This is a genomic window from Neobacillus sp. PS3-12, assembly GCF_030915385.1.
Lineage (GTDB): Bacteria > Bacillota > Bacilli > Bacillales > Cytobacillaceae > JAEVLT01.
This window is the reverse complement of sequence record NZ_CP133268.1, coordinates 4,129,584-4,152,784: the sequence shown is the minus strand read 5'-3', so window position 1 is coordinate 4,152,784 and position 23,201 is coordinate 4,129,584. Positions and strand designations below refer to the sequence as shown.

Genomic DNA, 23,201 nt, shown 5'->3' with positions numbered 1-23,201 from the left:
TCCCATTCACAACTAAAATATTATACCACATTTTATTGTAGAAACCTAAAAGCATTTTATTGTAGAAACCTAAAAGCATTTTATTGTACAATGTATATTAACAGGATTCAAGTTGATTTATCAACAAAATATTACAAAACGAGTAACACAAAAAGGGGATTTTTGAATGAAACAGATCAAATGGGTTTTTCTCATCTATGCAATTCTTTCTGCCGCAAGTATTATCGGAATTGGTGTAGCTGTTGCGGAGCAAAGCATTATTGGCACTATTTCCTGCTTGATTGCACTCACACTTATTATGGGTCTAGGATTTAAAAGAAAGGCCCAAATGCGCCGAAATGGCGAGCTATAAAGAAAACTCGCCGATTGGCAAGCCCGAAAGGGCGAAGACAGAAGCGTAGTTGCACTTATGCGACATGGGAAAGGATAAATTTTGATAAAAATTTATCCTTTCCCATTAGCTAAAAAAAAGCCCAAAAAATTTTTTCGGGCTTTTTTTTATGGTTACCAATTTCCATCATTTAAATATTTTTTTAAGATTTTTTCATGAAGTCCTGGCTTTGCTACGAGCAGCGTATCTTTGGTCAGAAAGTCTAATTTTTCCCCTTTTAAATTGGTTACACTTCCACCAGCCTCTTCAACTAGGATAGAACCCCCGCCAAAATCCCATGGAGCAAGTCTTAATGCGACGTAGGCATCAATTCTCCCTGCTGCCACAAAAGCCATTTCCAGAGCAGCAGAGCCATATGAACGTAATCCTCTGGCATCCCTTGCAAGTGGAATGAGCAAATTATGGTCAATTCGACGATTTTCCATTAGCCATGTTGGATTGATGCCAATAATTGCTTTTTGAATATCTACTTGTGGTAATTCAGATAATTTCTTCTCATTCAGATAGGCCCCATTGCCCTTAACAGCATGATAAAGTTCGTCACGAACTACATCATAAATCATACCAACTTTCCCAACCCCATCCTCAAAAATACCTACTGATATGGCAAAATCGCGCTGTTGGTGAACAAAATTCATTGTACCGTCGATAGGGTCAAGCAGCCATACTACCCCATCTAAATTTTCGAGGTTATCTCCAAAGCCCTCTTCTCCTAAAATTTTATGATCAGGAAAGGTCTCCCTAACCTTTTTAATAAAAAACTGTTCAACTTCTCGATCCATATTCGTTACCAAATCATTAGCGTTTGATTTGGTTTGAATATCTAATTTCATTTCAAATGAAGTTCGAATTGTTTGACCAGCTTCCATTATCCATTGTTTAGCAATTGCTGCAATACTTTCCCAATTCATTTGTACCCCCCTAATCCGATGTTTCTTTCCATCATTATAGTTAATATGTATGTTAACGGCGACACGACATTAATAGTATAAGCTTATTAAAAAAGGTTCACACCTTCAACTATAAGACTGTGCCTTTCATTAATTTTTTATAAACAACAAAGTGTAAAAAATAAACGAACTCCTATTTTCATAGCCATAGGAGTTCGCTCTAATTCACAGAAAAAAGCAGTTCCATTTTTCAATGTTTCCCCTTAGTTGCAATCTTACAGAGCTTTTAAACGTAATAATTCTTGGCGGATTCTTTCCAGCTTTTGCTTGCAAATTTTCATTTTTTCTTCATTTTTTTCTGTCATTGCCTCAAATAGTGTGGCTAGTTCATAATCCATTTCCAATCTTAATACAGCAGATCTTTCTTTATCTCCAGTTTTTTTACGGGAAGTATTCATCACTTGTCTCATCGATCATAACCTCCTTAGTCATAAACTGATTTTTCTGATTATTTTTATTATTATAATATGAGGATAAATGAATGGTTGCAACAAATATGTGCTAACACCTAGTTGTGTTATAAAGCAGAAAAATTTCAGGTAATCCATAACTATGTTAAAATACTTAGAAAAAGAATCTTAGGATAAAGTTTTCTTGTTAGAAAATGGATAAGGAGATTTTGGAAATGCACTTCGAAGGTTTCGATCAATCAGATTTTGACACATTTAAAATAGAGGGTCTAGACAGACGGATGGGGGCAATTCAAGAGCGCATCCGTCCAAAGTTTCAAACCATTGGGCTGGAATTGACTACTGAACTCACTGAAGCTGCGGAAACTGAAATGTTTCTTCACATTGCAAAACACGCTCGGCGCACCGTTAATCCGCCACAGGATACATGGCTAGCAATTGCAGCGAATAAACGGGGATATAAACAGCACCCGCATTTTCAAGTTGGCTTATTTGACGACCATGTTTTTATTTGGCTGGCTTTCATTTACGAATTACCGAATAAGACGGAAATAGCGAAAAACTTTCTTGAGGAATTTGAAAACGTGTCAAAAACGATCCCAAATGATTTCTATATTTCCCTTGATCATATGAAAAAGGAAGCCAAAGCAATGGATAGTATGGGTAAACAAGGTTTGCTTGCGGCCCTTAAAAGATTTCGGGACGTAAAGAAAGCAGAATTTCTTGTAGGTCAGCAAATTCAAGCTAACGATCCAATCCTAACCGACGGTGATAAGTTTCTATCTGTCGTCAAAGATACATTTAAGACGCTGATGCCACTTTACAAAATTTCACTTTTACAAAAATAAACGTTTAGGCGCAGCCTAGACGTTTATTTTTTTCCTACCAAATTGAAAAGAGAGCAGGTTCCCCCTCTTTTATTTCATCATGATTTTGTCTCCTGAACCTGCCTCTTTGGCTTTTTTGATTGTTCGATAGGAAGAATATCCACTCATTTCTTCGAATTCGCCACAGAGCTTTTTTTCTTCGGCAATGCTTGGAACAATTTCTTTAAAACGACGATAGGCAGCCATCAATTCTTCTCGTTCAATTCCTTTTTCGTATGCTTTTTCAATTGCTTCAAAAAAATGAATAACAGTGATGGTTTCATCTGTTGTCCAATGATAATCGATGGGATACTGATATTCCATTATGTCACCTGCTTTAGCTTTTATCATATTTAATTTACCCTATTTGCGGTGAAGTTGAAAGTTTAACTCCTTGTGATTTGTTTTTAGTTCGTTCTCAAAGGTTAATTTCCTTTTTAATTGAAAAACTAAGATAAACTTAGGATGAAGTGATAATAACCAATGATTTTTTCTATGCAACGACAGTCTAAAATGCTATAATTCATTTGTTTTGAAATGTTTTCAACGAGTATCTTTTGAAATAGAGGTGTATAGATAAATTGTCCCAATATGAAACACCGTTATTTAGCGGTTTATTAGCGCACGCAAAGAAGAACCCAGTACAATTCCATATTCCAGGTCATAAAAAAGGAACTGGAATCGATCCTGAATTTAGAAGTTTTATCGGCGATAATGCTTTATCGATTGATTTAATCAATATTGGTCCTCTTGATGATCTTCATAGTCCAAAAGGAATTATCAAACAAGCACAAGACCTCGCTGCGGAGGCATTCGGTGCTGACCATACATTCTTTTCTGTACAAGGTACGAGCGGAGCAATCATGACGATGGTTATGGCAGTTTGCGGCCCTGACGATAAAATTATCGTCCCCCGAAATGTTCATAAATCAGTCATGTCAGCCATTGTTTTTTCAGGAGCAGTGCCTGTGTTTATTCATCCAGAAATAGATGAGAAACTTGGAATTTCCCATGGCATTACAAACGATGCTGTTGAAAAAGCACTGCAGCAGCACCCTGATGCCAAAGGTGTTCTTGTTATTAATCCAACCTATTTTGGTATTTCAGCAGATTTGAAGAAGATTGTAGAAATCGCTCATTCCCACAATGTTCCTGTATTAGTTGATGAAGCACATGGGGCACATATTCATTTCCATGACGGGCTCCCCCTATCTGCCATGCAGGCAGGCGCTGATATGGCGGCCACTAGCGTTCATAAGCTGGGTGGTTCCATGACCCAGAGTTCCATTCTTAACGTTAAGGAAGGCCGTGTTTCTGCTAAACGGGTCCAATCCATTATAAGCATGCTAACTACCACGTCTACTTCTTATTTGTTACTCGCTTCATTGGATGTTGCCCGTAAACGCTTAGCAACAGAAGGTAAGGAACTAATTGAACAAACGATTAACCTGGCCCAGATGATGCGCAAGCAAATAAATGAAGTTGAGCATTTGTATTGTGTCGGGGAGGAAATTTTAGGTTCAAAGGCTACTTTTGACTACGACCCAACAAAATTGATTATTTCTGTGAAAGATTTAGGAATTACAGGTTTTGAGGTAGAGAAATGGCTTAGAGAAAGACATAATATTGAAGTTGAATTGTCCGACCTTTATAACATCCTTTGCATAGTGACACCTGGGGATACAAAAAAAGAAGCAATGATTCTCGTCAATGCATTGAAGGAACTCGCAGATGAGTGTGAACACAGAGCTGAAAAAAGAGAACCATTGCAAGTTCTTTTACCTGATATCCCGCTTCTTGCATTGACACCAAGAGACGCTTTTTACGCCGAAACGGAAACCATTCTTTTTGAGGAATCTGAGGGTAGAATCATTGCCGAATTTGTTATGGTATACCCACCTGGAATCCCTATTTTTATTCCAGGCGAAATTATTACAAAAGAAAACCTGCATTATATTCATAAAAATCTTGAAGTTGGTCTGCCCGTTCAAGGACCTGAAGATGATGAGATTAAAACAATCCGTGTTATAAAAGAATATAAAGCAATTCAATGAAAAAAACAGGGTTCCACTTGGGAGCCCTGTTTACGTTTATAAAAAACTTTACATTAGTATAATTTTATTCCTGCTCTTTATGCTGACCGTCACAGCAGCAATCGCATTTGCCATATAGAACAGTTACTTTTTCATCTTCAAAATGAGTAATAGTTGACTCGCAATCCTGGCATACAATTGTACCCATCATTTCAATCCCCTTCTCATGAAAACGTTTTAACTTCCATATACTTATAATAATATAACACATTTAAGATTTCAAGCCTAATTTGTATATCACATTAAACTTTTTTCTAGTATTTTATTTTCTTTTACATGATAAAAAGTACATAATAATAGCAGGCTCAAATAAAGCCTGCTATATTACTGATTATCACCAAATCATTCATATTGTGTTGTAAATGGAATAGGAGGAAGGGTTTCAGCGAAAAAGTCAGCAAGGTCTGCTGCCTGCTGTCTATCAGGGATTCTAAATACCGTCTGCAAGTGGTCTAAATCTTCGAGATCTCTTGGATCGAGGAGTGTAGAGCGGCCCGTTTGCATACATACAACTAGAGGCTTCCCAAAAAACATATTCGTGTACACGATTCCAAAATCATAGCGGGTATGTTCCGTGGTAAATCCAACGAATCTTACTTTAACATTTTCTTGCTCATCATAGAGTTTTGAGAATAATTCCATATCGTTCCTCCCTTATTTTTGAATATTTAGAATTTTATTATAACTTGATTTTCTAACAAAAACAAGACATTTTTTTGTAAGTGTTGTCATTATATTTTAATCAGTGCTAAAATATATCGTATACATAATGGAGTCAAGGAGGAATATTGGATGGCGATAAATGCCTATATAAAGCTGGTGCCTTCATCCTTAAAACAAACAATTACAACAGACGAAGTAAAGGACCTTTTCTTATACTATCAGCAAATCACTGAAAAAACCGGCGAACAAGTAGAATGGGATTACGAGGATACTGCATTTCCTTACGATATAAAAGAAACAGCAGAGGGAAAAGGGAAATGGTTCTATCTTTCCAGTTCTCACGAGCGTTATAATGTTATTTTAATTGGCGTTGACCAAGAAGTTGTTAGCGAAGAAAATGGTGAGGAAAAAGAACAAACATACATACAAATCACGTTACCCGATCAATCTGTTTACGGTGACAAAAATAAGGCAAATGAATTTGGTAAATTCCTTGCAAAAAAATTACAGGGAGAACTTCACCTGTTTAATGGACGAGTAATGTATTATTATCCTAGAAAGTAATAGACGCTCCCTTTTGGGAGCTTTTTTTATTCGTTACTTGTGGCGCTAATGAGGAAGGTAATAACCAAGAGTAAAATGGAGGGAACTATATATACTTAAACTTAAGCAAGTTATGAAAAATGCTTTAGGCCCAGATTTTGTTACCAAACGGCCTAGTGAAAAAGCTAGATAATAAAAAATAAAAAACATAATAACCTTATAAACAAGTTGATCGTGTACTGATAGCCACTCAACAAATGTAAATCCACTCCAGATCATAAATTGCAAGATCATCACAACATAGACTCTCATACCTCCACCACCATGAATTTCCTTCTTACAAAATATATATGTTCCGATTTAATCAGTTATTTTCTAAAATCTATATTTAAAGCATAAAAGCGACTTTCCTTATTCAGGAAAATCGCTTTTATCATTATTTAAGCATATGAATTGGGTTTCCAAGGGCAGCTTCTGCTGCTTCCATGGTCATTTCTCCAAGGGTTGGATGCGCATGGATTGTCATGGCAATGTCTTCTGCAGTCATTCCTGCTTCAACAGCCAATCCTAACTCAGAAATAATGTCTGAAGCATTGGCACCTGCAACTTGGGCACCGATTACAAGTCCATCTTCTTTGCGAGTTACAAGTTTTACAAATCCGTCAGTGCTGTCAAGTGAAAGGGCACGGCCGTTAGCAGCGTAAGGGAACTTCGCTGTCTTAACTTCAATGCCTTCATCCTTTGCCTGCTGTTCTGTATAACCGACTGTTGCCAGCTCAGGATCCGAGAAAACAACCGCAGGAATCCCAATATAATCAATTTCAGAAGGCTCTCCAGCAATGGCCTCTGCAGCAATTTTTGCTTCATAAGATGCCTTATGCGCTAATTGTGGACCTGGAACAACATCACCGATCGCATAAATGTTAGGAACGTTCGTACGGCATTGTTTATCAATTTCAATAATGCCACGGTCTGACATTTTTACGCCAGCTTGTTCCAGACCCATTTCGTCTGTATTCGGACGGCGGCCAACCATTACAAACACGTAATCGGCGTCAATTTTCTTCTCTTCGCCTTTTACTTCAAATGTAACAGTAACACCATTTTCTGTTTCTTCGACACCTTTTGCCATTGCTTTAGTATAGAATTCCACGCCTTTTTTCTTCATGCTCTTCTTAACAATAGCAGACATTTGTTTCTCAAAGCCAACGCCTAAAATTTCGTCAGCACCCTCTAAAATGGTTACTTGGGTACCAAAGTTTGCATATGTTCCACCAAGTTCGATTCCAATAACACCGCCGCCAATAACAACAAGTTTTTCAGGAATTTCGTTTAGGCTCAATGCACCAGTAGAACTTAGGACACGTTTTGAAAATTTAAATGTTGGTAATTCAATTGGACGTGAACCTGTTGCGATAATGGCATTTTTGAAATTGTAAGTTTGCGCATTTTTTTCGCCCATGACACGAAGTGAATTACTATCAACAAAGAAAGCTTCACCGCGAACAATTTCCACTTTATTTCCTTTAAGTAATCCTTCAACACCGCCAGTTAATTTATTCACGACACTGGCTTTCCATTCTTGAACTTTTGTAAAATCAACTTTTACATTTTCTGCAGTAATGCCATAAGCATCAGAATGTTTTGCTGTCTCATAACGGTGACCAGCGGCAATAAGTGCTTTTGAAGGGATACAGCCGACATTTAAACAAACGCCGCCCATGTATTCTTTTTCAACAATCGTTACTTTTTGTCCTAATTGGGCAGCACGGATGGCGGCAACATATCCGCCAGGTCCTGCACCGATCACTATAGTATCTGTTTCAATTGGGAAATCTCCAACTACCATTTCCTTACGCCTCCATTAACAATAGTTCTGGGTCGTTTAATAATCGTTTGATGTGGTTCATTGCATTCTGTGCTGTAGCTCCATCGATCATTCGGTGGTCGAAGCTTAATGATAGGGCAAGGACAGGTGCTGCCACAATTTCTCCATCACGAACAATTGGTTTCTCAGCGATACGGCCAACTCCAAGGATAGCAACCTCTGGATGGTTAATAACCGGAGTGAACCATTGACCGCCAGCAGAACCAATGTTTGAAATGGTACATGATGCACCCTTCATTTCATTTGGAGCCAATTTACCATCACGAGCTTTTGTTGCAAGCTCATTAATTTCATTAGAAATATTGAAAACTGATTTACGGTCTGCATCTTTAACAACTGGAACTAAAAGACCTTTTTCAGTATCAGCAGCAATACCGATGTTATAGTAATGCTTATGGACGATTTCACTTGTTGCATCATCCAAAGATGTATTTAATACAGGGAATTCGCGTAATGCACTTGTTAATGCTTTTACAACGTATGGTAAGAAAGTAAGCTTAATACCTTTTGCTGCAGCAACTTCCTTGAATTTTTTACGGTGTTTCACTAATTTTGTTACATCCACTTCATCCATTAAAGTAACGTGTGGAGCAGTATGCTTCGAGTTAACCATTGCTTTTGCAATAGCTTTACGAATTCCGCTCATTTTTTCACGTGTTTCAGGGTATTCACCTTGTGGAATTGGCGTTGGTGCTGGTGCGGCTGCCTCAGCTGGTGCTTCCACTGCTGCTTGAGCTGCTGGCTGTGGAGCTGCTCCACCAAGGAACGAATCAATATCAGATTTTAGAACGCGTCCGTTATCACCAGTACCAGCAACTAAACGAATGTCTACACCTTTTTCACGGGCATATTTACGTACAGAAGGCATAGCAATAACACGGCGGTTTGGATCTACTTCAGCCTGAGCTGCCGGAGCTTGCGCTTCTGCTACAGCTTGTGGTGCTGCTTCCTGTGCTGGAGCAGCTTCAGTCTCTTCTTCATCGCCTTTAAATTTTAAATCCTCATATCCAGGTGCATCAAATGAAACAAGAACTTGTCCAACAGTTGCAACAGTTCCTTCTTCTACCATTACCTCTAAAACCGTACCTTCAACTGGAGAAGGAATCTCTACAACTGCTTTATCGTTTTGTACTTCGCATAATACATCATCTTCTTGTACTTTATCGCCTGGTTTAACAAACCACTTAACGATTTCACCTTCATGTATACCCTCACCAATGTCTGGCAACTTAAATTGAAACGCCACTAGGGTCAACCTCCTAAAATTTCTTTCTTCTACCATTTTATTCATGCGTAAGAGGGAAACAAACTATGCAGTCCCCCTCCTTATAATTAGAATGATAATACTTTTTTGGCAGTTTCCAAAACATCTTTATAATTTGGAAGCCAAATAGCTTCAGCCTGCGGGAATGCAAATACAGTGTCAGGAGCTGCAACGCGTAATACTGGAGCCTCTAAACTTAAAATTGCACGGTCATTAATTTCTGCAACAATATGTGCTGCAATACCTGCTTGTTTTTGTGCTTCTTGAACAACAATTGCTCGGCCAGTTTTTTCAACTGAACCAATAATTGTTTCAGTATCAAACGGACTGATCGTACGCAAATCGATTACTTCTGCAGAATAGCCTTCTTTTTCTAACTCTTCAGCAGCTTTTAACGCTTCGTGTACCATTGCACCATACGCAACGATTGTTATGTCTTTTCCTTCACGCTTAATATCTGCTTTTCCCAATGGAATAGCATACTCTTCTTCTGGCACATCTTGACGGAAAGAACGGTACAATTTCATGTGCTCTAAGAAAACAACTGGATCATTGTCACGAATAGATGAAATTAGTAATCCCTTTGCATCGTAAGGAGTAGACGGAATAACAACTTTCAATCCTGGTGATTGAGCCATTAATCCTTCTAAACTGTCAGCATGCATATCAGGGGTATGTACCCCGCCGCCAAATGGAGCACGAATGGTAACTGGTGCATTAAATTTACCGCCTGTACGATAACGTAAACGAGCCATCTGACCAGCAATTTGGTCAAATACTTCAAAGATAAAACCGAAGAATTGGATTTCTGGAACTGGGCGGAAACCTTGTAGAACTAGTCCTGAAGCCAATCCACCGATTCCTGATTCTGCTAGTGGTGTATCAAATACCCGATCTTCACCAAATTCTTTTTGTAAACCTTCAGTTGCACGGAACACGCCGCCATTAAGACCAACGTCTTCCCCAAAGATTAACACATTAGGATCATTGCGTAATTCTGTACGCAATGCATCAGTGATTGCTTGTATCATTGTCATCTGAGCCATGATTTACTTCGACTCCTTTGCTTGATAAATTTCATATTGTTCTTTTAGGTTTTGCGGCATTTCTTCATACATAATTGACATTAAGTCAGTTACTTTTTGTTTAGGAGCCGCATCAGCCTTTTTAATGGCTTCTTTGATATCTTCTTTTGCCTGTTCAATCACTTGATTTTCTTTTTCTTCATTCCATAATCCTTTGCTCTCTAAGAACTTACGGAAACGAACTAATGGGTCTTTCTTTTCCCACTCATTATCAAGATCAGCAGTACGATATCTGGTTGGGTCATCCCCCGCCATTGTATGTGGACCATAACGATATGTTAATGTTTCAATAAATGTAGGGCCTTCACCGTTTATTGCACGTTCACGCGCTTCTTTTACAGCAGCATAAACAGCAAGTGGATCCATTCCATCAACTTGGATTCCTGGAATTCCAGCTGCAATTGCTTTTTGAGCTAATGTTTTTGCTGCAGTTTGCTTTTCACGAGGTGTGGAAATAGCAAATTGGTTATTTTGTGCAATAAAGATGGCTGGAGCCTTAAGTGCACCGGCAAAGTTCATTCCTTCATAGAAATCCCCTTGTGAAGTTCCGCCGTCACCTGTGTACGTAATCGCAACTGCTTTCACACCGCGTTTTTTCAAACCAAGTGCAACACCAGCAGTTTGAACATACTGAGCACCGATAATAATTTGTGGAATGGCAACGTTGACTCCTTCTGGAATCTGTCCGCCTTGAAAATGTCCTCTTGACCATAAAAACGCTTGCCACAATGGAAGGCCATGCCAAACGATTTGTGGAACATCACGATATCCTGGCAGGATGAAATCTTCTTTTTCAAGTGCGAATTGGGAAGCTAATTGGGATGCTTCTTGACCTGCTGTAGGAGCATAGAAGCCTAATCTTCCTTGACGGTTAAGGGAGATTGAACGTTGGTCAAGGATACGAGTATAAACCATACGACGCATTAATTCTTGAAGCTGCTCATCGCTTATTTCAGGCATTGCACTTTCATTAACTACTTGCCCTTCTTCATTTAAAATTTGGAGGGTTTGAAATTGTTCTGCAACTAGGTCAAGCGTTTTTTTGGCATTAAGCTGGGCGTTCTTTGTATTAGAAGCCATATTTGCCACCTCTTCCTTTCTCAAAAAGATATTTGATATTTAATAAAAATAATGATTACTGGTATAGATTGCCCAAATTCTTTTTAAAAACGAGCATGATATCGATTTTTCGCATTTCTTAAAAAGAGATTTGTGCATTCTGTTGATACAGTAGGACAATAAAGGTTTTATAAAACAGTTTCCAAAAGGGACTTTCTGATCGATTATCTTTTATTCTGTATTAGTTATTTTTTCAAATAAATTGATACAATCCCCTCGTTCATTACTGAGTTTACATCAACATTTTTTGCACGTCAACCGATAAACACAAGTTTACACTATAAAAAACTTCTTTATGAAGAAAAGACAAATTTCGACCTGTATTAATAAATTTTTTCAATCTGTATTACAAACACATTCCGTTTTCACAAATTGTTATAGAAAAGTTCACTGAATGGTCAAAAGTCATCTTGACACAAACACCAAAAAAAGAACCGAGCATATGCTGATTCTTTTTTTGGTTATTTTTTTATAATGCCTGCATTTTTGTAAAATTGAAGTTTCTTTTCGTTATATTGCTGGGTTAGTCGATTAAATTGATTATTCGCTGCGTATATTTTTTTGTAAATGGAATTCAATTCTTTAATTTGCCCTTCCAAGTTTTCGACTGTAACATTCTGGTTCTTAAACATCTGATATAATTTTTGATCCTCTGATACCCCTGCGAGATATTCTTTGGATAAAACTTGATGGGCTTTATAGCGGTCCATCATTAGATCATAAAGCTGATTTGCTTCGTAATTTAATTTTTTATCATCCATTTTATTTTTTAAAGTGACCACTTTTTTAAATTCTTTTTCTGATTGCTGTAAACTTTTTGTTTCTGTTTCCATATATTTTTTTCGATCGTTTACCATTGTTAAAGCTTCATTAGAAAGTTTGACTTTGTCATCATATTGATTCGTATTTAGTTCAATGATCTTATCATAAAGCGTTTTTTCTTTTTTCTCTTTTTGTACAAGCGGGTCCTGTGCTTGTTCAAAGTCCTTTTCATTTACGGCAACTTTTTCAAGAACTGAGTACATTTTTTCAGCAGATTTTTCTTGTTGAAAGCATCCCGCTAGACTAGTGCTAAATACAATTATGATAAAAGGCAGAATTATTATCCCCCGACTAATCATATTTCCCTCCGATCATGATTATTATTTCAACTATATCCATACTTTAATTACGTGACAATAGGATTTTTCGATGATTTGGGATGGACTTTCTTTGTCTAATCAATTAATAACCTACTCATTATCTATTCATTTGTTAACTTTTCATGAATTATTTGATAGACTTAAAAGGAGAAGCGGGAGCGCCCGTTTAAAGTATTAAATTAAGGCCTTTAACACAGCCAAAATAAAAAGAAAACTGCAAAAATGTTGCTAGTACTGGAGTGAAATTGTCATGTTGACGATGGAGGATATTATTCGTGATGGCCATCCTACCTTAAGGCAAGTTGCGGCTGAGGTTCCTATGCCGCCATCAGATGAAGATAAAAGAGTCCTTAATGAGCTTTTAGAATATGTGATCAACAGCCAAATTGAAGAAATTGCAGCACAATATGGACTCCGTGGTGGAATCGGGCTGGCTGCCCCTCAAATTAATGTTTCTAAACGGATGATTGCTGTACATGTCCATGATGACAAAGGGAAATTGTATAGTTATGGGTTGTTTAATCCGAAAATCATAAGCCATTCTGTTGAAAAATCGTACCTTCTATCTGGTGAGGGGTGCCTTTCAGTAGACGAGTCGATTCCTGGTTATGTTCCTCGGCATGCCAGAGTAACCGTTAAGGGGTACGATGTCGATGGGAATGAAGTAAAACTTCGTCTTAAGGGAATGCCTGCTATTGTATTCCAGCATGAAATTGATCATTTAAATGGAATCATGTTTTACGATCATATTGATAAGGAAGATCCGCATAAGCCAATTCCTGATGCAATTGCCATTGAGAGGTAAGATTCTAAAGAAAAATCGCCGATTGGCGAGCCCTAAAGGGCGAAGACTTATACTTTCCTATTAGCCAAAGAAAAAGCCGGACCAAGTGGCCCGGCTTTTTATATTAACTTTAACTCTTTAAGACCATTCCAAATTCCATTATTATCGACATCAGTAGTAATGACATTAGCGTGCCTTTTCGCCTCATCGGTACCATTCCCCATGGCAACACCTGTTCCAACCGCTTTTAACATTTCAATATCATTTAAACCGTCACCAAATGCATAGACATCTTCAAGTTTAAAATCCAAGCGTTCGATCATTTTCTTTATTCCCTCTGCTTTTGAACCCCCGGATGGCAGCACGTCGACTGAATAGGGGTGCCAACGAACAAAGCTAAAACCTGGATATTCACTTCGGTAGTATTGTTCCTTTTGCTCTTCACAAAATACCAATGATTGATAGATGTTTCGGCTTTCATAAAAGTGCACATCCTCTTCAGGATGTGGAAATTTAAGGGTACCTAGGCTTTCTTCAATAAACGGATGATAGTCGACACTAGCTTTCATCGTTTTTTCTGTCAGAAAAACAAGCGGGTGATTATTTTTTCTAGTTTCTTTTAAAAACATACTAAGCTCATTTGTATCAAGTGGATTTTGATAAATGACCTGATTTTCAAATACGACGTACTGCCCGTTAAAGCTTACAAACGAATCGATCTCTAATTCCTCACGCAGGCTTTCAAACATAAAGGGAGCCCTGCCAGTCGCAATTGCCACAAACACCCCATTATTTTTCAACTCCTTTAATGCTCGCATCGTACTTAAAGGTAAGTTTTTATCATGATCCAGTAAAGTGCCGTCTATATCAAAAAAAACAATTTTTTTCATTTATTAAACTCCTTTTCTAAAGCAGTAATAATTAAATAAATTTCTAAAATTAAAGAGTAAACTTTTGTTTAAAATTTGTCAATTTGGTTAAAGATCGGCAATTCCATCTTTATCCATGAAAAAATCCGCAAACTAATCATATAATAATAACAAAAAGAAGCCGTTTTTTCACAAAAAAATCTACGAAATGGACCTGGCTTCTTTACATTGGACAAGGATCGTATAAAATAAGATATAAGGAGATGATCCACTATGTTGAAGAAGCTAAGAAGCAAGCTTTTAAAACAGTGGAAAGATTTATTACGAAAAAAATCTATTGCCTAAAAATTTTGAGCCCTTCAAAGTTGCGAAGGGCTCCTTCCTTATTGTACATTTGTCTAATAGCGATCTTTTTTACTCTTTTTTCACAAACATTCGGGTCCAACGATGGATTTGTTATGAAATAATATGAAAAAGATGTAAATTTTTTATATAATAGAAAAAGTTATTGCGGAGTTAGGAGCGATGAAAATGTTATTCAAAGTATTTTATCAAGAAAGTTTGCATCAGGTACCGGTCAGAGAAAATACAAAAACATTATTTATTAATGGAGAATCTGAAAGAGATGTTCGAAAAAAAATAGCAGATCGTGCGTATAACATCGAATATGTCAAACCTGTTACAGGAGCATACTTAGAATATGAAAAACAAAATGAACACTTTAAAGTATTGGAGATTTGATAATTTATGAAATTTGTTAAGAATGATCAAACTGCTGTTTTTGCCCTGGGGGGATTAGGCGAAATTGGCAAAAACACATATGCAGTACAATTCCAGGATGAGATAATTTTAATTGATGCCGGTATAAAATTTCCTGAGGACGAGCTTTTAGGCATAGATTATGTCATTCCGGATTATACCTATATCGTTAAAAATGCAGAGAAAATCAAAGGGTTATTTGTCACTCATGGTCACGAAGACCATATTGGTGGTATTCCCTATCTTTTAAAGCAAGTAAATGTACCTATTTATGGAGGAAAACTTGCACTTGGATTAATTAAGAACAAACTAGAAGAACATGGCCTTCTTCGAAATGCAAAGTTGATTGAAATTAAAGAAGACGATGTCATCAAATTCCGCAAAACATCCGTTACCTTCTTTCGGACAACCCATAGTATCCCTGATTCATATGGTATTGTTGTTAAAACGCCTCCAGGTCAAATTGTCCATACAGGTGATTTTAAATTCGATTTTACTCCCGTTGGTGAACCTGCAAACCTGACAAAAATAGCAGAGATCGGAAAAGAAGGCGTACTATGTTTGCTTTCTGATAGCACCAATAGCGAGGTCCCTGAGTTTACCATGTCAGAACGTCGGGTTGGAGAAAGTATTGATGATATTTTCCGTAAAGTTGAAGGACGTGTGATCTTTGCTACTTTTGCTTCCAATATCCATAGACTTCAGCAAGTGGTAGAAGCAGCAGTTGTTAACGGCCGAAAAGTTGCTGTTTTTGGAAGGAGCATGGAAGCTGCGATCAATATTGGTCTTGATTTAGGCTATGTTACAGCCCCAAAAGATACCTTTATTGAGGCCAATCAAATCAATCGGCTGCCAGCAAATAAAGTAACGATTCTCTGTACAGGAAGCCAGGGTGAACCAATGGCTGCCCTTTCGAGAATAGCTAATGGCACACACCGACAAATTCAAATAATTCCTGGCGATACAGTGGTATTTTCCTCTTCACCTATTCCAGGAAATACAATCAGTGTCAGCAGAACTATTAATATGCTTTTCCGTGCCGGAGCTGAAGTCATCCATGGTAAGTTAAATAATATTCATACCTCTGGGCATGGCGGTCAAGAAGAGCAAAAATTGATGCTTCGCTTAATCAAGCCTAAGTTTTTTATGCCAATTCATGGTGAATATCGGATGCAAAGAATGCATGCGAAACTTGCCGTTGATTGCGGTGTAAAAGAAGAAAACTGTTTCCTCATGGATAACGGGGAAGTCTTGGCACTCTCGAGTGATTCTGCTCAAGTGGCTGGTAAAGTTACTTCCGGCTCTGTCTACATAGATGGAAGCGGTATCGGAGATATTGGTAATATCGTTCTTCGTGACCGCAGAATTCTTTCTGAAGAAGGTTTAGTCGTCGTTGTTGTGAGTATAAACATGAAAGAATTTAAGGTTGCAGCAGGACCGGATATTATCTCACGCGGCTTTGTTTACATGCGTGAATCTGGCGACTTAATTAACGATGCCCAAAGTTTAATTACAAAGCATCTACAAAAAGTGATGGAAAGAAAAACAAGCCAATGGTCCGAAATCAAAAATGAGATCACCGATACGCTTGCTCCGTTCCTTTATGAAAAAACAAAACGCAGACCAATGATTTTACCAATCATTATGGAAGTTTAATCATCAAAAATAAAAAGGAAGAAATGCTGGATAGCATTTCTTCCTTTTTTATTTTATTCAACAACTTTCCTCTTAAATTTTTCTAGATTGTCTACATCTCCAATGGCTATAAGAACGTCTCCTTTATGGATGTTTTCTTTTGCCTGTGGAGAAACTATGATTTCTTTGTCCCTTTTGATTGCTACAATGGTAATCCCATATTTTCTGCGGATATCCAATTCTAGAAGCGTATGCTTACCCATGTTTTCATTAGCAATAAATTCAATAATGCTATATTGATCCGATAGCTCTAGGTAGTCCAGGACATTATTTGATGTCATTTTATTAGCGATTCGAATTCCCATATCCCTTTCAGGATGTACCACTTCATCTGCCCCAATTTTTCTAAGAACTTTCTCATGATAATCATTTTGTGCTTTTACTGTTAAATGTCTTACACCCAGCTCTTTCAAAATAAGCGTTGCCAAAATACTAGATTGGATATCCTCGCCAATTGCCACAACTACATGGTCAAAATTTCGTATTCCGATACCTTTTAACACGGTTTCATCGGTTGCATCGCCGACAATCGCATGAGAGGCAATCATCGAAAATTCATTGACTCTTTCTTCACTTTTATCAATGGCGAGAACTTCTTTCCCTTGTTCAGATAGCGTTCTGCAAATACTTCCACCAAAGCGGCCTAATCCAATCACCGCAAAGTCCTTTTTAACAGGGTCTCTTCGCATCATATCCCCCCATCTTTTCATTTTTGTACTTTTTATTCTAGCACATGAAAAAAAGAAAGAGGACTATTCGCTAATCAGAACAGTCCCTTAAATTTCCTTATTCTGTTTTTTCCATTTCATCTAATACTCTGTTTACACGTTTTTCAAGCATCTTCATGCCGCTTCCGCCTGCTTGGAAGTGGCGAAGTTTACCTTCACGGTCAAAGACGTAATAGGCTGGAACAAATTGATTTTCGAATTTATCGACTAACTTATGTTCACTATCTACAAAGATCGGCTGTGTAATTCCATGTTCGGCAGCAACCTGCTTGATTTCTTCTATATTCAAGTCGTTTTCGGATCTTGGCATATGGACAGCCACAACATTTAATTTATCTTTATATTGATCGCGGAACTGATTAACCTGCGGCATTGCTTCCTTACATAAATGGCAGCTAATCGACCAAAAATGAATTAATGTTGGTTTTTCACCTACTAATTCATCCCTTGATACCTCACCATTTAACCACTCAACTGCCCCAGTAAGTTTCGGCATTGGTTCACGAAGTTTCATTATTAGACCTCCTCTAGCTTGATTAAAAAAGACCTAACACTCGTTAGGTCTTCGTGTTTTATTTAGTGATTAAACATTTAGAGTAGCTTGTCCAGGCTTCCAGTTAGCTGGGCAAAGACCGCCAGTTTGCAGTGCTTGAAGAACACGTAGAACTTCATCTACATCACGGCCGATATTGTTATGGTGAACCACTTGGTACATTAATTCACCTTCTGGGTTAATGATAAATAAACCACGAAGTGCGATTCCGTTATCTTCAATTAAAACACCATAGTCACGAGTTACTGTGTGGTTGGTATCTGCAGCTAATGCATAGTTTAAATCACCAAGGCCATTTTCTTTACGGTCTGTTTTAATCCAAGCTAAGTGAGTATGGATTGTATCTGTTGAAGCACCGATCACGACTGCATCAAGATCATCGAATTCATCATGGCGATCAGAGATTGCTGTAATTTCAGTTGGACATACAAATGTAAAGTCCATTGGATAGAAGAATAATACAGTCCATTTTCCGTTTTTCATATTCTCTTCAAGACTTACTTTTCCAAATTCTTTGTTTGGCAATACAGCTTCCATTTCAAAACGTGGAGCTTGTTTACCTACCATGCGTTCTGCCATGTTTAATTCCCTCCATAATCTTTGTTATTAGGCTGTGTTAAATTTGTCTGTTGATATCCTTTAACACAGCCTATTATTAAAAATGAGATAACTTTTATAGCAAATCTCATTTGCTATCGTCTTAACATTTTTTATTATAAGCGACAGCTTATTTAGAGTCAATATTAAATTATAATTAATATAAATAAATATTTATTTTAAATATAATCAATATTTTTCCCTTAATAAGATTACCCCATTTTGGCTTGAATTAACCGAAGATGTTTTCCAAGATAAGTTATTAATTCAATATTTTATCATATATAGGACTTGAAAACTTTGGGACAAATTTACTGATTTCCTTTAAATGATATATATTTTGTAATGGTCTCAATCGCAAATTCGATCGCACCTTCATTTGGATTTAATTTTGCATGATGTAGACCGAATGGTGAATTTACGCCTAACCAAAACATGAACCCTGGAATTTCTTTTAGCATATATCCAAAGTCTTCACCTGTCATAGCTTCTCTACATTCAATCACATTTGCATTTGTTTCATGGCCTGCATATTCCATAAACTCTCTCGTTAGCTCTGGGTGATTAAAGACTTCATAGTAATTTGCGCCAAAATCAATCGATGCTTCACATTCAAAGCCTGTTTCAATACCCGAGATCAGTTTTTTAATACGATGCTTTACTTTCTCCATTGACTTCGGAGATAAAGTGCGAATAGTTCCCTCCAAACGGGCTTTTTCAGCAATTATATTTTGAACCGTTCCTCCTGTTATTTTTCCAATGGTAATAACAGCACTGTCCAGCGGGTCAACATTTCGGGAAACAATTGTCTGCAATTGAGTGACTAGGGAACAGGCAGCAATCACCATATCATTTGTATTGTGCGGATATGCAGCATGGCCGCCTTTTCCCTTAAGGTCAATAAATAATTCAGAGGTATTGGCAAATAAAAGACCCTCGCGAACGGCAATAGATCCAACAGGATACTCTGGAGCAATATGTAGGGCGATAAACATATCAGGGCGCCACTCTTGCATGATCTCTGATTCCAGCATTGGCTGTGCTCCGCCAGGGCCTTCTTCCGCTGGCTGAAAAATAAATAAGAGATTATCATTGATTTGATTTTCCACAAAATAGGTAAGAACACCAAGCGCAATACTCATATGTAAATCATGTCCACAGGCATGCATTTTATCAGGATGCGTTGAAGAAAAAGAAAACTGGGTTTCTTCTTCAATTGGCAAGCCATCAATATCCGTCCGATAGCCAATCGTCTTTTTTGGATTTGTTCCAGCAATCTTTACAAAAAGCCCGGTTTTCCATTTTCTTATCGTTAACCGTTCTTGAGAAAGTGTTTCTAAATAATTTAATAAATATGCCTGTGTTTTAAATTCCTGAAAGCCGAGTTCTGGAATTTGGTGAAGATCTCTGCGGATTTTCACAAACGGATTCATAAAAGCTATCTCCTTTAAGAAAAGCGTGGATCGCTCCACGCTTTTGCTGTTCATAATATAATAAACTTACAATTGTCTTAGCTCTTGTTTAATTTCTGTTTTTGACTTGGTTTTCTCATCAATTTCCTTTAATTTTCTTGCTGGTGTACCACCTACTACTGTATAAGGCGGAACATCGTCAATGACAACAGCTCCGGCAGCAACAATGGCTCCTTTACCGATTGTAATCCCTTCAAGAACAACTGCGTTTGCGCCAATGAGAACATCATCCTCAACAACGACTGGTTTTGCAGAAGGCGGCTCAATTACTCCTGCTAAAACAGTACCAGCGCCAATGTGGCAATTTTTCCCGACTGTTGCTCTTCCGCCAAGGATGGCGCCCATATCAATCATCGTACCTTCGCCAATGACAGCACCGATATTGATAACAGCCCCCATCATGATAACAGCATTATCACCGATTTCAACTTGGTCGCGGATAAAGGCACCTGGCTCAATCCGTGCTTTAATGTTTTTCGTATTTAATAATGGAATAGCAGAATTGCGACGATCATTTTCAACGACGTAATCTTCAATTTTTGCTTGATTGGACTCAATTGCAGTATTGATATCAGCCCAATCACCGAATACTACTCCGGTTGAGCCATTAATAAATACCTTTGAATCCTTTCCAAAATCAATATCATTTAGTTCACCTTTTAAATAAACTTTAACCGGTGTTGCCTTTTTACTATTTGCAATAAAAGAAATAATTTCATTTGCATCCATTTCGATAAATCCTCCTCAATAGTATTGCTAGAGATTACTTTAGCAAACAAAAGCAGTGAAAACAAGAAAAAAGCCGTTAGTGATTTTCAGTGATGTATTCCTTAACTAAATCTACAAATGCTTGGACCTGTTTTAATTGAAAGGCAGAGTCATATCCCAAAAGCCATGTATCACGTTTTAGTGGCTGCTCATTTTCATCGTAAAGCGGAACTTTTAAGATGTCTTTGTCTGCTGAACCTAAGGTGATTAAGGGCAAAATGGAATAGCCAATCCCATTAAAGGTCATTTGTTTACAGGTTTCAATTTGGTCAACAATAACCGTCTTTTTTGGAGATGTTTTAAAATGCCGCATCCACCAATCCTTGATTTCCTGATAATAATTCGAGTCACTTTTAAATTGAATAAATGGACGATTAGTTTCCAGTACTTGTTCTGGTTTGGTAATGTCCCGATCAACTAAATATAGTGGGTCACTGAATAGATGAATTTTTAATCCCTTCCAATCAGGTTCTCCCCTAATGATTCCAATATGAACTTGATCATCGTATAAACATTTTAAAATTTCACTACTCCAGCCCGTAATAAGAGATATTTTCACGTGCGGGTATCTTTCAATAAACCTTTTTAATACCTTGGGAAGCCAATTTTGGCCAACAATGGAAGCTACCGCTATTTTAAGTGTTCCCGATACATCTCCCTGAAGTGATTGGATTGTTTCTTTTACTTTCTCCTGTTTGGAGAGAACTTCATCGACAAATTGAATAACATGTTCCCCGGCAGGAGTTAAGGCAAGCCCCTTTTGTGAACGGATAAATAACCGAGTTCCCCATTCTTTTTCAATTGTTTGCAATCGTTGTGAAAGGGCTGGCTGTGAAACAAACAGCCTTTCAGCGGCCTTTCGCATATTCATTTCTTGAGCCAAAACAGATAATAATTGAAATTCGGATAAGGAGGACAATTTCATCCCTCTTTGCAAGTTTTCTTATATTATAAAGTGGATTTATATATGATGTCATTTAATATGATGAAGCTTCGATGATTGGGAGTTTTTGACCAAAGCAATGAAAGAAAAGCCCCCCATGATAAAAGGGAGACTAATCCATTTTTTTATTTAATGTTTTAATATGTTTACTTAATTGATTTAAAACAGTGCTTCTTGGTAAAATTCCTTCAAATACCCCATCCTCTGATTCAATACAAATAAATGGGTGATTGATTAGCAGTTCTAGAGCCGTATTCATGGAGTCGCTTGTCTTAAGACGCGGAACCGATTGATTCATTACTTCTTCGACCTTTTTTTCCTCAAGTTTTTCAAATTCAATTCGTTCAAGTCCAAGAATGGAATCCATGATGATTGGCATACTAATCAATCCATGGAGTATATAATGAGGATCTAAAACCGGAATCACGGTATAACCACTTTTTGTTAAAACTAACAAAGCATGTTCAAGATTATTTCCGATTTGTACATGGGCAACACGCTCGGACGGTATCATTAAATCCCGAATGTTATTTTCTAAAAATTCCCCACTATGAAGACTAATCATCGTCGAAAAACTCCCTATGTTTTTTTCTAATCTATATTCTAACACAGCCCTTTAAAAAATGTCCGTTTTGAAAGCACTTACCCTTTACTTGTCTCAATGTTTCTTACCGTGTAGTGACAGCGAGGGCAATGGAAAATAACATTTTGATTCGATTGTGCAGTTAGAACATGAGTCATTTCCGACTCATATTGGCATTTTGGGCATTTAACAATTGGCATCATGTTCTTTCACCTCAATATATATTGTACGTTTGAAATAGGTGAGGTAAACATGACTTAAAAAAGAAAGGAACCCATTTAAAGGTTCCTTACTGAATCAAATCAAAAATTTCAATTGTGATCATATCAATGTTGTCAAACTGATAACGCTTTGGTTTTTCTTTTTCGTTATAAATCTCTAATTCAAACGTTTCCGTTTTTGGATGAAACGTTACTTGACATTTTTTTTCACCATTTACCTCAAAAAAGCGTTGTGTCGGTTCACCTCCGCTGGCCTGCTCTTGAAGGTTTTTTAACCGTGTTATTATTCCTTGAAGCTGTGACAACTGCTCCCTCTCCTTTCAAACAGAAACAAAACTATACTGTTATGTTTCACCTTTGACATGTTTCTATCCTTATTGATTAAATTTAAAATTTTCCTAACGGAAAAAGAATTACATGCCAATATTAACAGAATAAGGCACGACCCACTATTTGTCCAAGCATTTCAGTAATATTTTTAAAAAAATTCTCCAAAAAAGTATGGGATTCGCTAAAAAACAACCTTTTTTACAGCAGCACAAAAAAATAGACCTCTTTATAGGAGGCCTATCGAAAGTTGATGGCAACAAATAAAATAATAAAAAGGACTAAAACAAAAAATAATCCATAAGAAAAAAAGATTGGGTTTTTTAAATAAACATGTTCTTGAATTGGTTTTGCCATTTTGGTATCAATATCCCCATCAACTACCTTTTGCTTTCTAGCAAGCATCCACGTAGCTACAAGTGAAAAAGCCAGGATTCCAAAAATAAGGATGGAGAGAACATTGATCAACGTATTCATGAGCAAATTCT

The 23,201-nt window shown here is 37.3% G+C and carries 27 protein-coding genes; 7 read left to right on the top strand and 20 right to left on the bottom strand.

Annotated elements, in window-relative coordinates:
- The first annotated feature begins 166 nt into the window (after positions 1-166).
- Positions 167-352, top strand: coding sequence for a YlaF family protein (locus tag RCG17_RS20990; protein ID WP_308172013.1), 186 nt, complete (start codon positions 167-169; stop codon positions 350-352).
- Between the two features lie 152 nt (positions 353-504).
- Here RCG17_RS20990 and RCG17_RS20985 read toward each other — a convergent pair whose 3' ends face one another.
- Together RCG17_RS20985 and RCG17_RS20980 are read right to left on the bottom strand one after the other, a co-directional pair.
- Positions 505-1,302 (bottom strand): inositol monophosphatase family protein, encoded by a 798-nt coding sequence (locus RCG17_RS20985; protein ID WP_308172012.1) that lies wholly within the window; start codon positions 1,300-1,302, stop codon positions 505-507.
- 254 nt (positions 1,303-1,556) lie between these two features.
- The gene (locus RCG17_RS20980; protein ID WP_308172011.1) at positions 1,557-1,751 is read right to left on the bottom strand and encodes a hypothetical protein; all 195 of its coding nucleotides are present in this window, start codon (positions 1,749-1,751) and stop codon (positions 1,557-1,559) included.
- Positions 1,752-1,966: 215 nt separating this feature from the next.
- Between RCG17_RS20980 and RCG17_RS20975 the strand changes: the two genes are divergently transcribed.
- On the top strand, positions 1,967-2,599 hold the full coding sequence (locus tag RCG17_RS20975) for a YktB family protein (protein WP_308172010.1): 633 nt from the start codon (positions 1,967-1,969) through the stop codon (positions 2,597-2,599).
- 69 nt (positions 2,600-2,668) lie between these two features.
- Here RCG17_RS20975 and RCG17_RS20970 read toward each other — a convergent pair whose 3' ends face one another.
- Positions 2,669-2,941 carry a UPF0223 family protein gene (locus tag RCG17_RS20970; RefSeq protein ID WP_308175906.1) on the bottom strand — a complete coding sequence of 91 codons (273 nt, stop codon included), beginning with the start codon at positions 2,939-2,941 and terminating at the stop codon, positions 2,669-2,671.
- Between the two features lie 257 nt (positions 2,942-3,198).
- Between RCG17_RS20970 and RCG17_RS20965 the strand changes: the two genes are divergently transcribed.
- Entirely contained in the window at positions 3,199-4,671 is a 1,473-nt protein-coding gene (locus RCG17_RS20965) for an aminotransferase class I/II-fold pyridoxal phosphate-dependent enzyme (protein WP_308172009.1), read from the top strand.
- 64 nt (positions 4,672-4,735) lie between these two features.
- On the opposite strand, the gene RCG17_RS20960 is transcribed toward RCG17_RS20965, so the two are convergent.
- A complete protein-coding gene (locus RCG17_RS20960) occupies positions 4,736-4,858 on the bottom strand; it encodes a GapA-binding peptide SR1P (protein ID WP_308175905.1) in 123 nt (40 codons plus the stop codon).
- A 194-nt stretch (positions 4,859-5,052) separates the two neighbouring features.
- Positions 5,053-5,352 carry a DUF3055 domain-containing protein gene (locus RCG17_RS20955; protein ID WP_308172008.1) on the bottom strand — a complete coding sequence of 100 codons (300 nt, stop codon included), beginning with the start codon at positions 5,350-5,352 and terminating at the stop codon, positions 5,053-5,055.
- Between the two features lie 150 nt (positions 5,353-5,502).
- Between RCG17_RS20955 and RCG17_RS20950 the strand changes: the two genes are divergently transcribed.
- Positions 5,503-5,937: a DUF1885 family protein gene (locus tag RCG17_RS20950; RefSeq protein ID WP_308172007.1), complete on the top strand. Its 435-nt coding sequence runs from the start codon at positions 5,503-5,505 to the stop codon at positions 5,935-5,937.
- Between the two features lie 415 nt (positions 5,938-6,352).
- Here RCG17_RS20950 and lpdA read toward each other — a convergent pair whose 3' ends face one another.
- From lpdA to RCG17_RS20925, 5 genes are all read right to left on the bottom strand, one after another.
- Positions 6,353-7,765: a dihydrolipoyl dehydrogenase gene (gene lpdA / locus RCG17_RS20945; protein WP_308172006.1), complete on the bottom strand. Its 1,413-nt coding sequence runs from the start codon at positions 7,763-7,765 to the stop codon at positions 6,353-6,355.
- Between the two features lie 4 nt (positions 7,766-7,769).
- Positions 7,770-9,050 carry a dihydrolipoamide acetyltransferase family protein gene (locus RCG17_RS20940; protein WP_308172005.1) on the bottom strand — a complete coding sequence of 427 codons (1,281 nt, stop codon included), beginning with the start codon at positions 9,048-9,050 and terminating at the stop codon, positions 7,770-7,772.
- Positions 9,051-9,136: 86 nt separating this feature from the next.
- Entirely contained in the window at positions 9,137-10,114 is a 978-nt protein-coding gene (locus RCG17_RS20935) for an alpha-ketoacid dehydrogenase subunit beta (RefSeq protein WP_308172004.1), read from the bottom strand.
- Positions 10,115-10,117: 3 nt separating this feature from the next.
- On the bottom strand, positions 10,118-11,233 hold the full coding sequence (gene pdhA, locus RCG17_RS20930) for a pyruvate dehydrogenase (acetyl-transferring) E1 component subunit alpha (RefSeq protein WP_308172003.1): 1,116 nt from the start codon (positions 11,231-11,233) through the stop codon (positions 10,118-10,120).
- Between the two features lie 500 nt (positions 11,234-11,733).
- Entirely contained in the window at positions 11,734-12,393 is a 660-nt protein-coding gene (locus tag RCG17_RS20925) for a YkyA family protein (protein WP_308172002.1), read from the bottom strand.
- Positions 12,394-12,664: 271 nt separating this feature from the next.
- Between RCG17_RS20925 and def the strand changes: the two genes are divergently transcribed.
- Entirely contained in the window at positions 12,665-13,219 is a 555-nt protein-coding gene (def, locus tag RCG17_RS20920; RefSeq protein WP_308172001.1) for a peptide deformylase, read from the top strand.
- A 98-nt stretch (positions 13,220-13,317) separates the two neighbouring features.
- Here def and RCG17_RS20915 read toward each other — a convergent pair whose 3' ends face one another.
- Positions 13,318-14,088 (bottom strand): Cof-type HAD-IIB family hydrolase, encoded by a 771-nt coding sequence (locus RCG17_RS20915; protein ID WP_308172000.1) that lies wholly within the window; start codon positions 14,086-14,088, stop codon positions 13,318-13,320.
- A gap of 510 nt (positions 14,089-14,598) precedes the next feature.
- On the opposite strand from RCG17_RS20915, the gene RCG17_RS20910 reads away from it, so the two are divergent.
- Positions 14,599-14,808: a DNA-dependent RNA polymerase subunit epsilon gene (locus RCG17_RS20910; protein ID WP_308175904.1), complete on the top strand. Its 210-nt coding sequence runs from the start codon at positions 14,599-14,601 to the stop codon at positions 14,806-14,808.
- Positions 14,809-14,814: 6 nt separating this feature from the next.
- Positions 14,815-16,482: a ribonuclease J1 gene (rnjA, locus tag RCG17_RS20905; RefSeq protein WP_308171999.1), complete on the top strand. Its 1,668-nt coding sequence runs from the start codon at positions 14,815-14,817 to the stop codon at positions 16,480-16,482.
- Positions 16,483-16,535: 53 nt separating this feature from the next.
- Here the strand turns inward: rnjA and RCG17_RS20900 are convergent, their stop codons facing one another.
- The 9 genes from RCG17_RS20900 to RCG17_RS20860 form a co-directional block, all read right to left on the bottom strand.
- Complete coding sequence (locus tag RCG17_RS20900; RefSeq protein ID WP_308171998.1) at positions 16,536-17,213, bottom strand: potassium channel family protein; 678 nt, start codon at positions 17,211-17,213, stop codon at positions 16,536-16,538.
- 94 nt (positions 17,214-17,307) lie between these two features.
- Positions 17,308-17,763, bottom strand: coding sequence for a TlpA family protein disulfide reductase (locus tag RCG17_RS20895; RefSeq protein WP_308171997.1), 456 nt, complete (start codon positions 17,761-17,763; stop codon positions 17,308-17,310).
- A 69-nt stretch (positions 17,764-17,832) separates the two neighbouring features.
- Complete coding sequence (locus RCG17_RS20890) at positions 17,833-18,381, bottom strand: peroxiredoxin (RefSeq protein ID WP_308171996.1); 549 nt, start codon at positions 18,379-18,381, stop codon at positions 17,833-17,835.
- A gap of 329 nt (positions 18,382-18,710) precedes the next feature.
- Positions 18,711-19,841 (bottom strand): N-acetyldiaminopimelate deacetylase, encoded by a 1,131-nt coding sequence (locus RCG17_RS20885; RefSeq protein WP_308175903.1) that lies wholly within the window; start codon positions 19,839-19,841, stop codon positions 18,711-18,713.
- 57 nt (positions 19,842-19,898) lie between these two features.
- A complete protein-coding gene (dapD, locus tag RCG17_RS20880) occupies positions 19,899-20,600 on the bottom strand; it encodes a 2,3,4,5-tetrahydropyridine-2,6-dicarboxylate N-acetyltransferase (RefSeq protein ID WP_308171995.1) in 702 nt (233 codons plus the stop codon).
- Between the two features lie 76 nt (positions 20,601-20,676).
- Complete coding sequence (locus tag RCG17_RS20875; protein WP_308171994.1) at positions 20,677-21,558, bottom strand: transcriptional regulator CcpC; 882 nt, start codon at positions 21,556-21,558, stop codon at positions 20,677-20,679.
- Between the two features lie 136 nt (positions 21,559-21,694).
- Positions 21,695-22,147 carry a cyclic-di-AMP-binding protein CbpB gene (cbpB, locus tag RCG17_RS20870; protein ID WP_308171993.1) on the bottom strand — a complete coding sequence of 151 codons (453 nt, stop codon included), beginning with the start codon at positions 22,145-22,147 and terminating at the stop codon, positions 21,695-21,697.
- A gap of 307 nt (positions 22,148-22,454) precedes the next feature.
- A complete protein-coding gene (locus RCG17_RS20865; RefSeq protein WP_308171992.1) occupies positions 22,455-22,691 on the bottom strand; it encodes a YkuJ family protein in 237 nt (78 codons plus the stop codon).
- A 262-nt stretch (positions 22,692-22,953) separates the two neighbouring features.
- A complete protein-coding gene (locus RCG17_RS20860; protein WP_308171991.1) occupies positions 22,954-23,190 on the bottom strand; it encodes a hypothetical protein in 237 nt (78 codons plus the stop codon).
- Positions 23,191-23,201: the final 11 nt, after the last annotated feature.

Bases quoted from the DNA above. Each gene is read 5' to 3' on its own strand.
- RCG17_RS20990 (WP_308172013.1), top strand. From the start codon at position 167: ATGAAACAGATCAAATGGGTTTTTCTCATCTATGCAATTCTTTCTGCC.
- RCG17_RS20985 (WP_308172012.1), bottom strand. From the start codon at position 1,302: ATGAATTGGGAAAGTATTGCAGCAATTGCTAAACAATGGATAATGGAA.
- RCG17_RS20980 (WP_308172011.1), bottom strand. From the start codon at position 1,751: ATGAGACAAGTGATGAATACTTCCCGTAAAAAAACTGGAGATAAAGAA.
- RCG17_RS20975 (WP_308172010.1), top strand. From the start codon at position 1,967: ATGCACTTCGAAGGTTTCGATCAATCAGATTTTGACACATTTAAAATA.
- RCG17_RS20970 (WP_308175906.1), bottom strand. From the start codon at position 2,941: ATGGAATATCAGTATCCCATCGATTATCATTGGACAACAGATGAAACC.
- RCG17_RS20960 (WP_308175905.1), bottom strand. From the start codon at position 4,858: ATGGGTACAATTGTATGCCAGGATTGCGAGTCAACTATTACTCATTTT.
- RCG17_RS20955 (WP_308172008.1), bottom strand. From the start codon at position 5,352: ATGGAATTATTCTCAAAACTCTATGATGAGCAAGAAAATGTTAAAGTA.
- RCG17_RS20950 (WP_308172007.1), top strand. From the start codon at position 5,503: ATGGCGATAAATGCCTATATAAAGCTGGTGCCTTCATCCTTAAAACAA.
- lpdA (WP_308172006.1), bottom strand. From the start codon at position 7,765: ATGGTAGTTGGAGATTTCCCAATTGAAACAGATACTATAGTGATCGGT.
- RCG17_RS20935 (WP_308172004.1), bottom strand. From the start codon at position 10,114: ATGGCTCAGATGACAATGATACAAGCAATCACTGATGCATTGCGTACA.
- pdhA (WP_308172003.1), bottom strand. From the start codon at position 11,233: ATGGCTTCTAATACAAAGAACGCCCAGCTTAATGCCAAAAAAACGCTT.
- RCG17_RS20925 (WP_308172002.1), bottom strand. From the start codon at position 12,393: ATGATTAGTCGGGGGATAATAATTCTGCCTTTTATCATAATTGTATTT.
- def (WP_308172001.1), top strand. From the start codon at position 12,665: ATGTTGACGATGGAGGATATTATTCGTGATGGCCATCCTACCTTAAGG.
- RCG17_RS20915 (WP_308172000.1), bottom strand. From the start codon at position 14,088: ATGAAAAAAATTGTTTTTTTTGATATAGACGGCACTTTACTGGATCAT.
- RCG17_RS20910 (WP_308175904.1), top strand. From the start codon at position 14,599: ATGTTATTCAAAGTATTTTATCAAGAAAGTTTGCATCAGGTACCGGTC.
- rnjA (WP_308171999.1), top strand. From the start codon at position 14,815: ATGAAATTTGTTAAGAATGATCAAACTGCTGTTTTTGCCCTGGGGGGA.
- RCG17_RS20900 (WP_308171998.1), bottom strand. From the start codon at position 17,213: ATGATGCGAAGAGACCCTGTTAAAAAGGACTTTGCGGTGATTGGATTA.
- RCG17_RS20895 (WP_308171997.1), bottom strand. From the start codon at position 17,763: ATGAAACTTCGTGAACCAATGCCGAAACTTACTGGGGCAGTTGAGTGG.
- RCG17_RS20890 (WP_308171996.1), bottom strand. From the start codon at position 18,381: ATGGCAGAACGCATGGTAGGTAAACAAGCTCCACGTTTTGAAATGGAA.
- dapD (WP_308171995.1), bottom strand. From the start codon at position 20,600: ATGGATGCAAATGAAATTATTTCTTTTATTGCAAATAGTAAAAAGGCA.
- cbpB (WP_308171993.1), bottom strand. From the start codon at position 22,147: ATGATTAGTCTTCATAGTGGGGAATTTTTAGAAAATAACATTCGGGAT.
- RCG17_RS20860 (WP_308171991.1), bottom strand. From the start codon at position 23,190: ATGAATACGTTGATCAATGTTCTCTCCATCCTTATTTTTGGAATCCTG.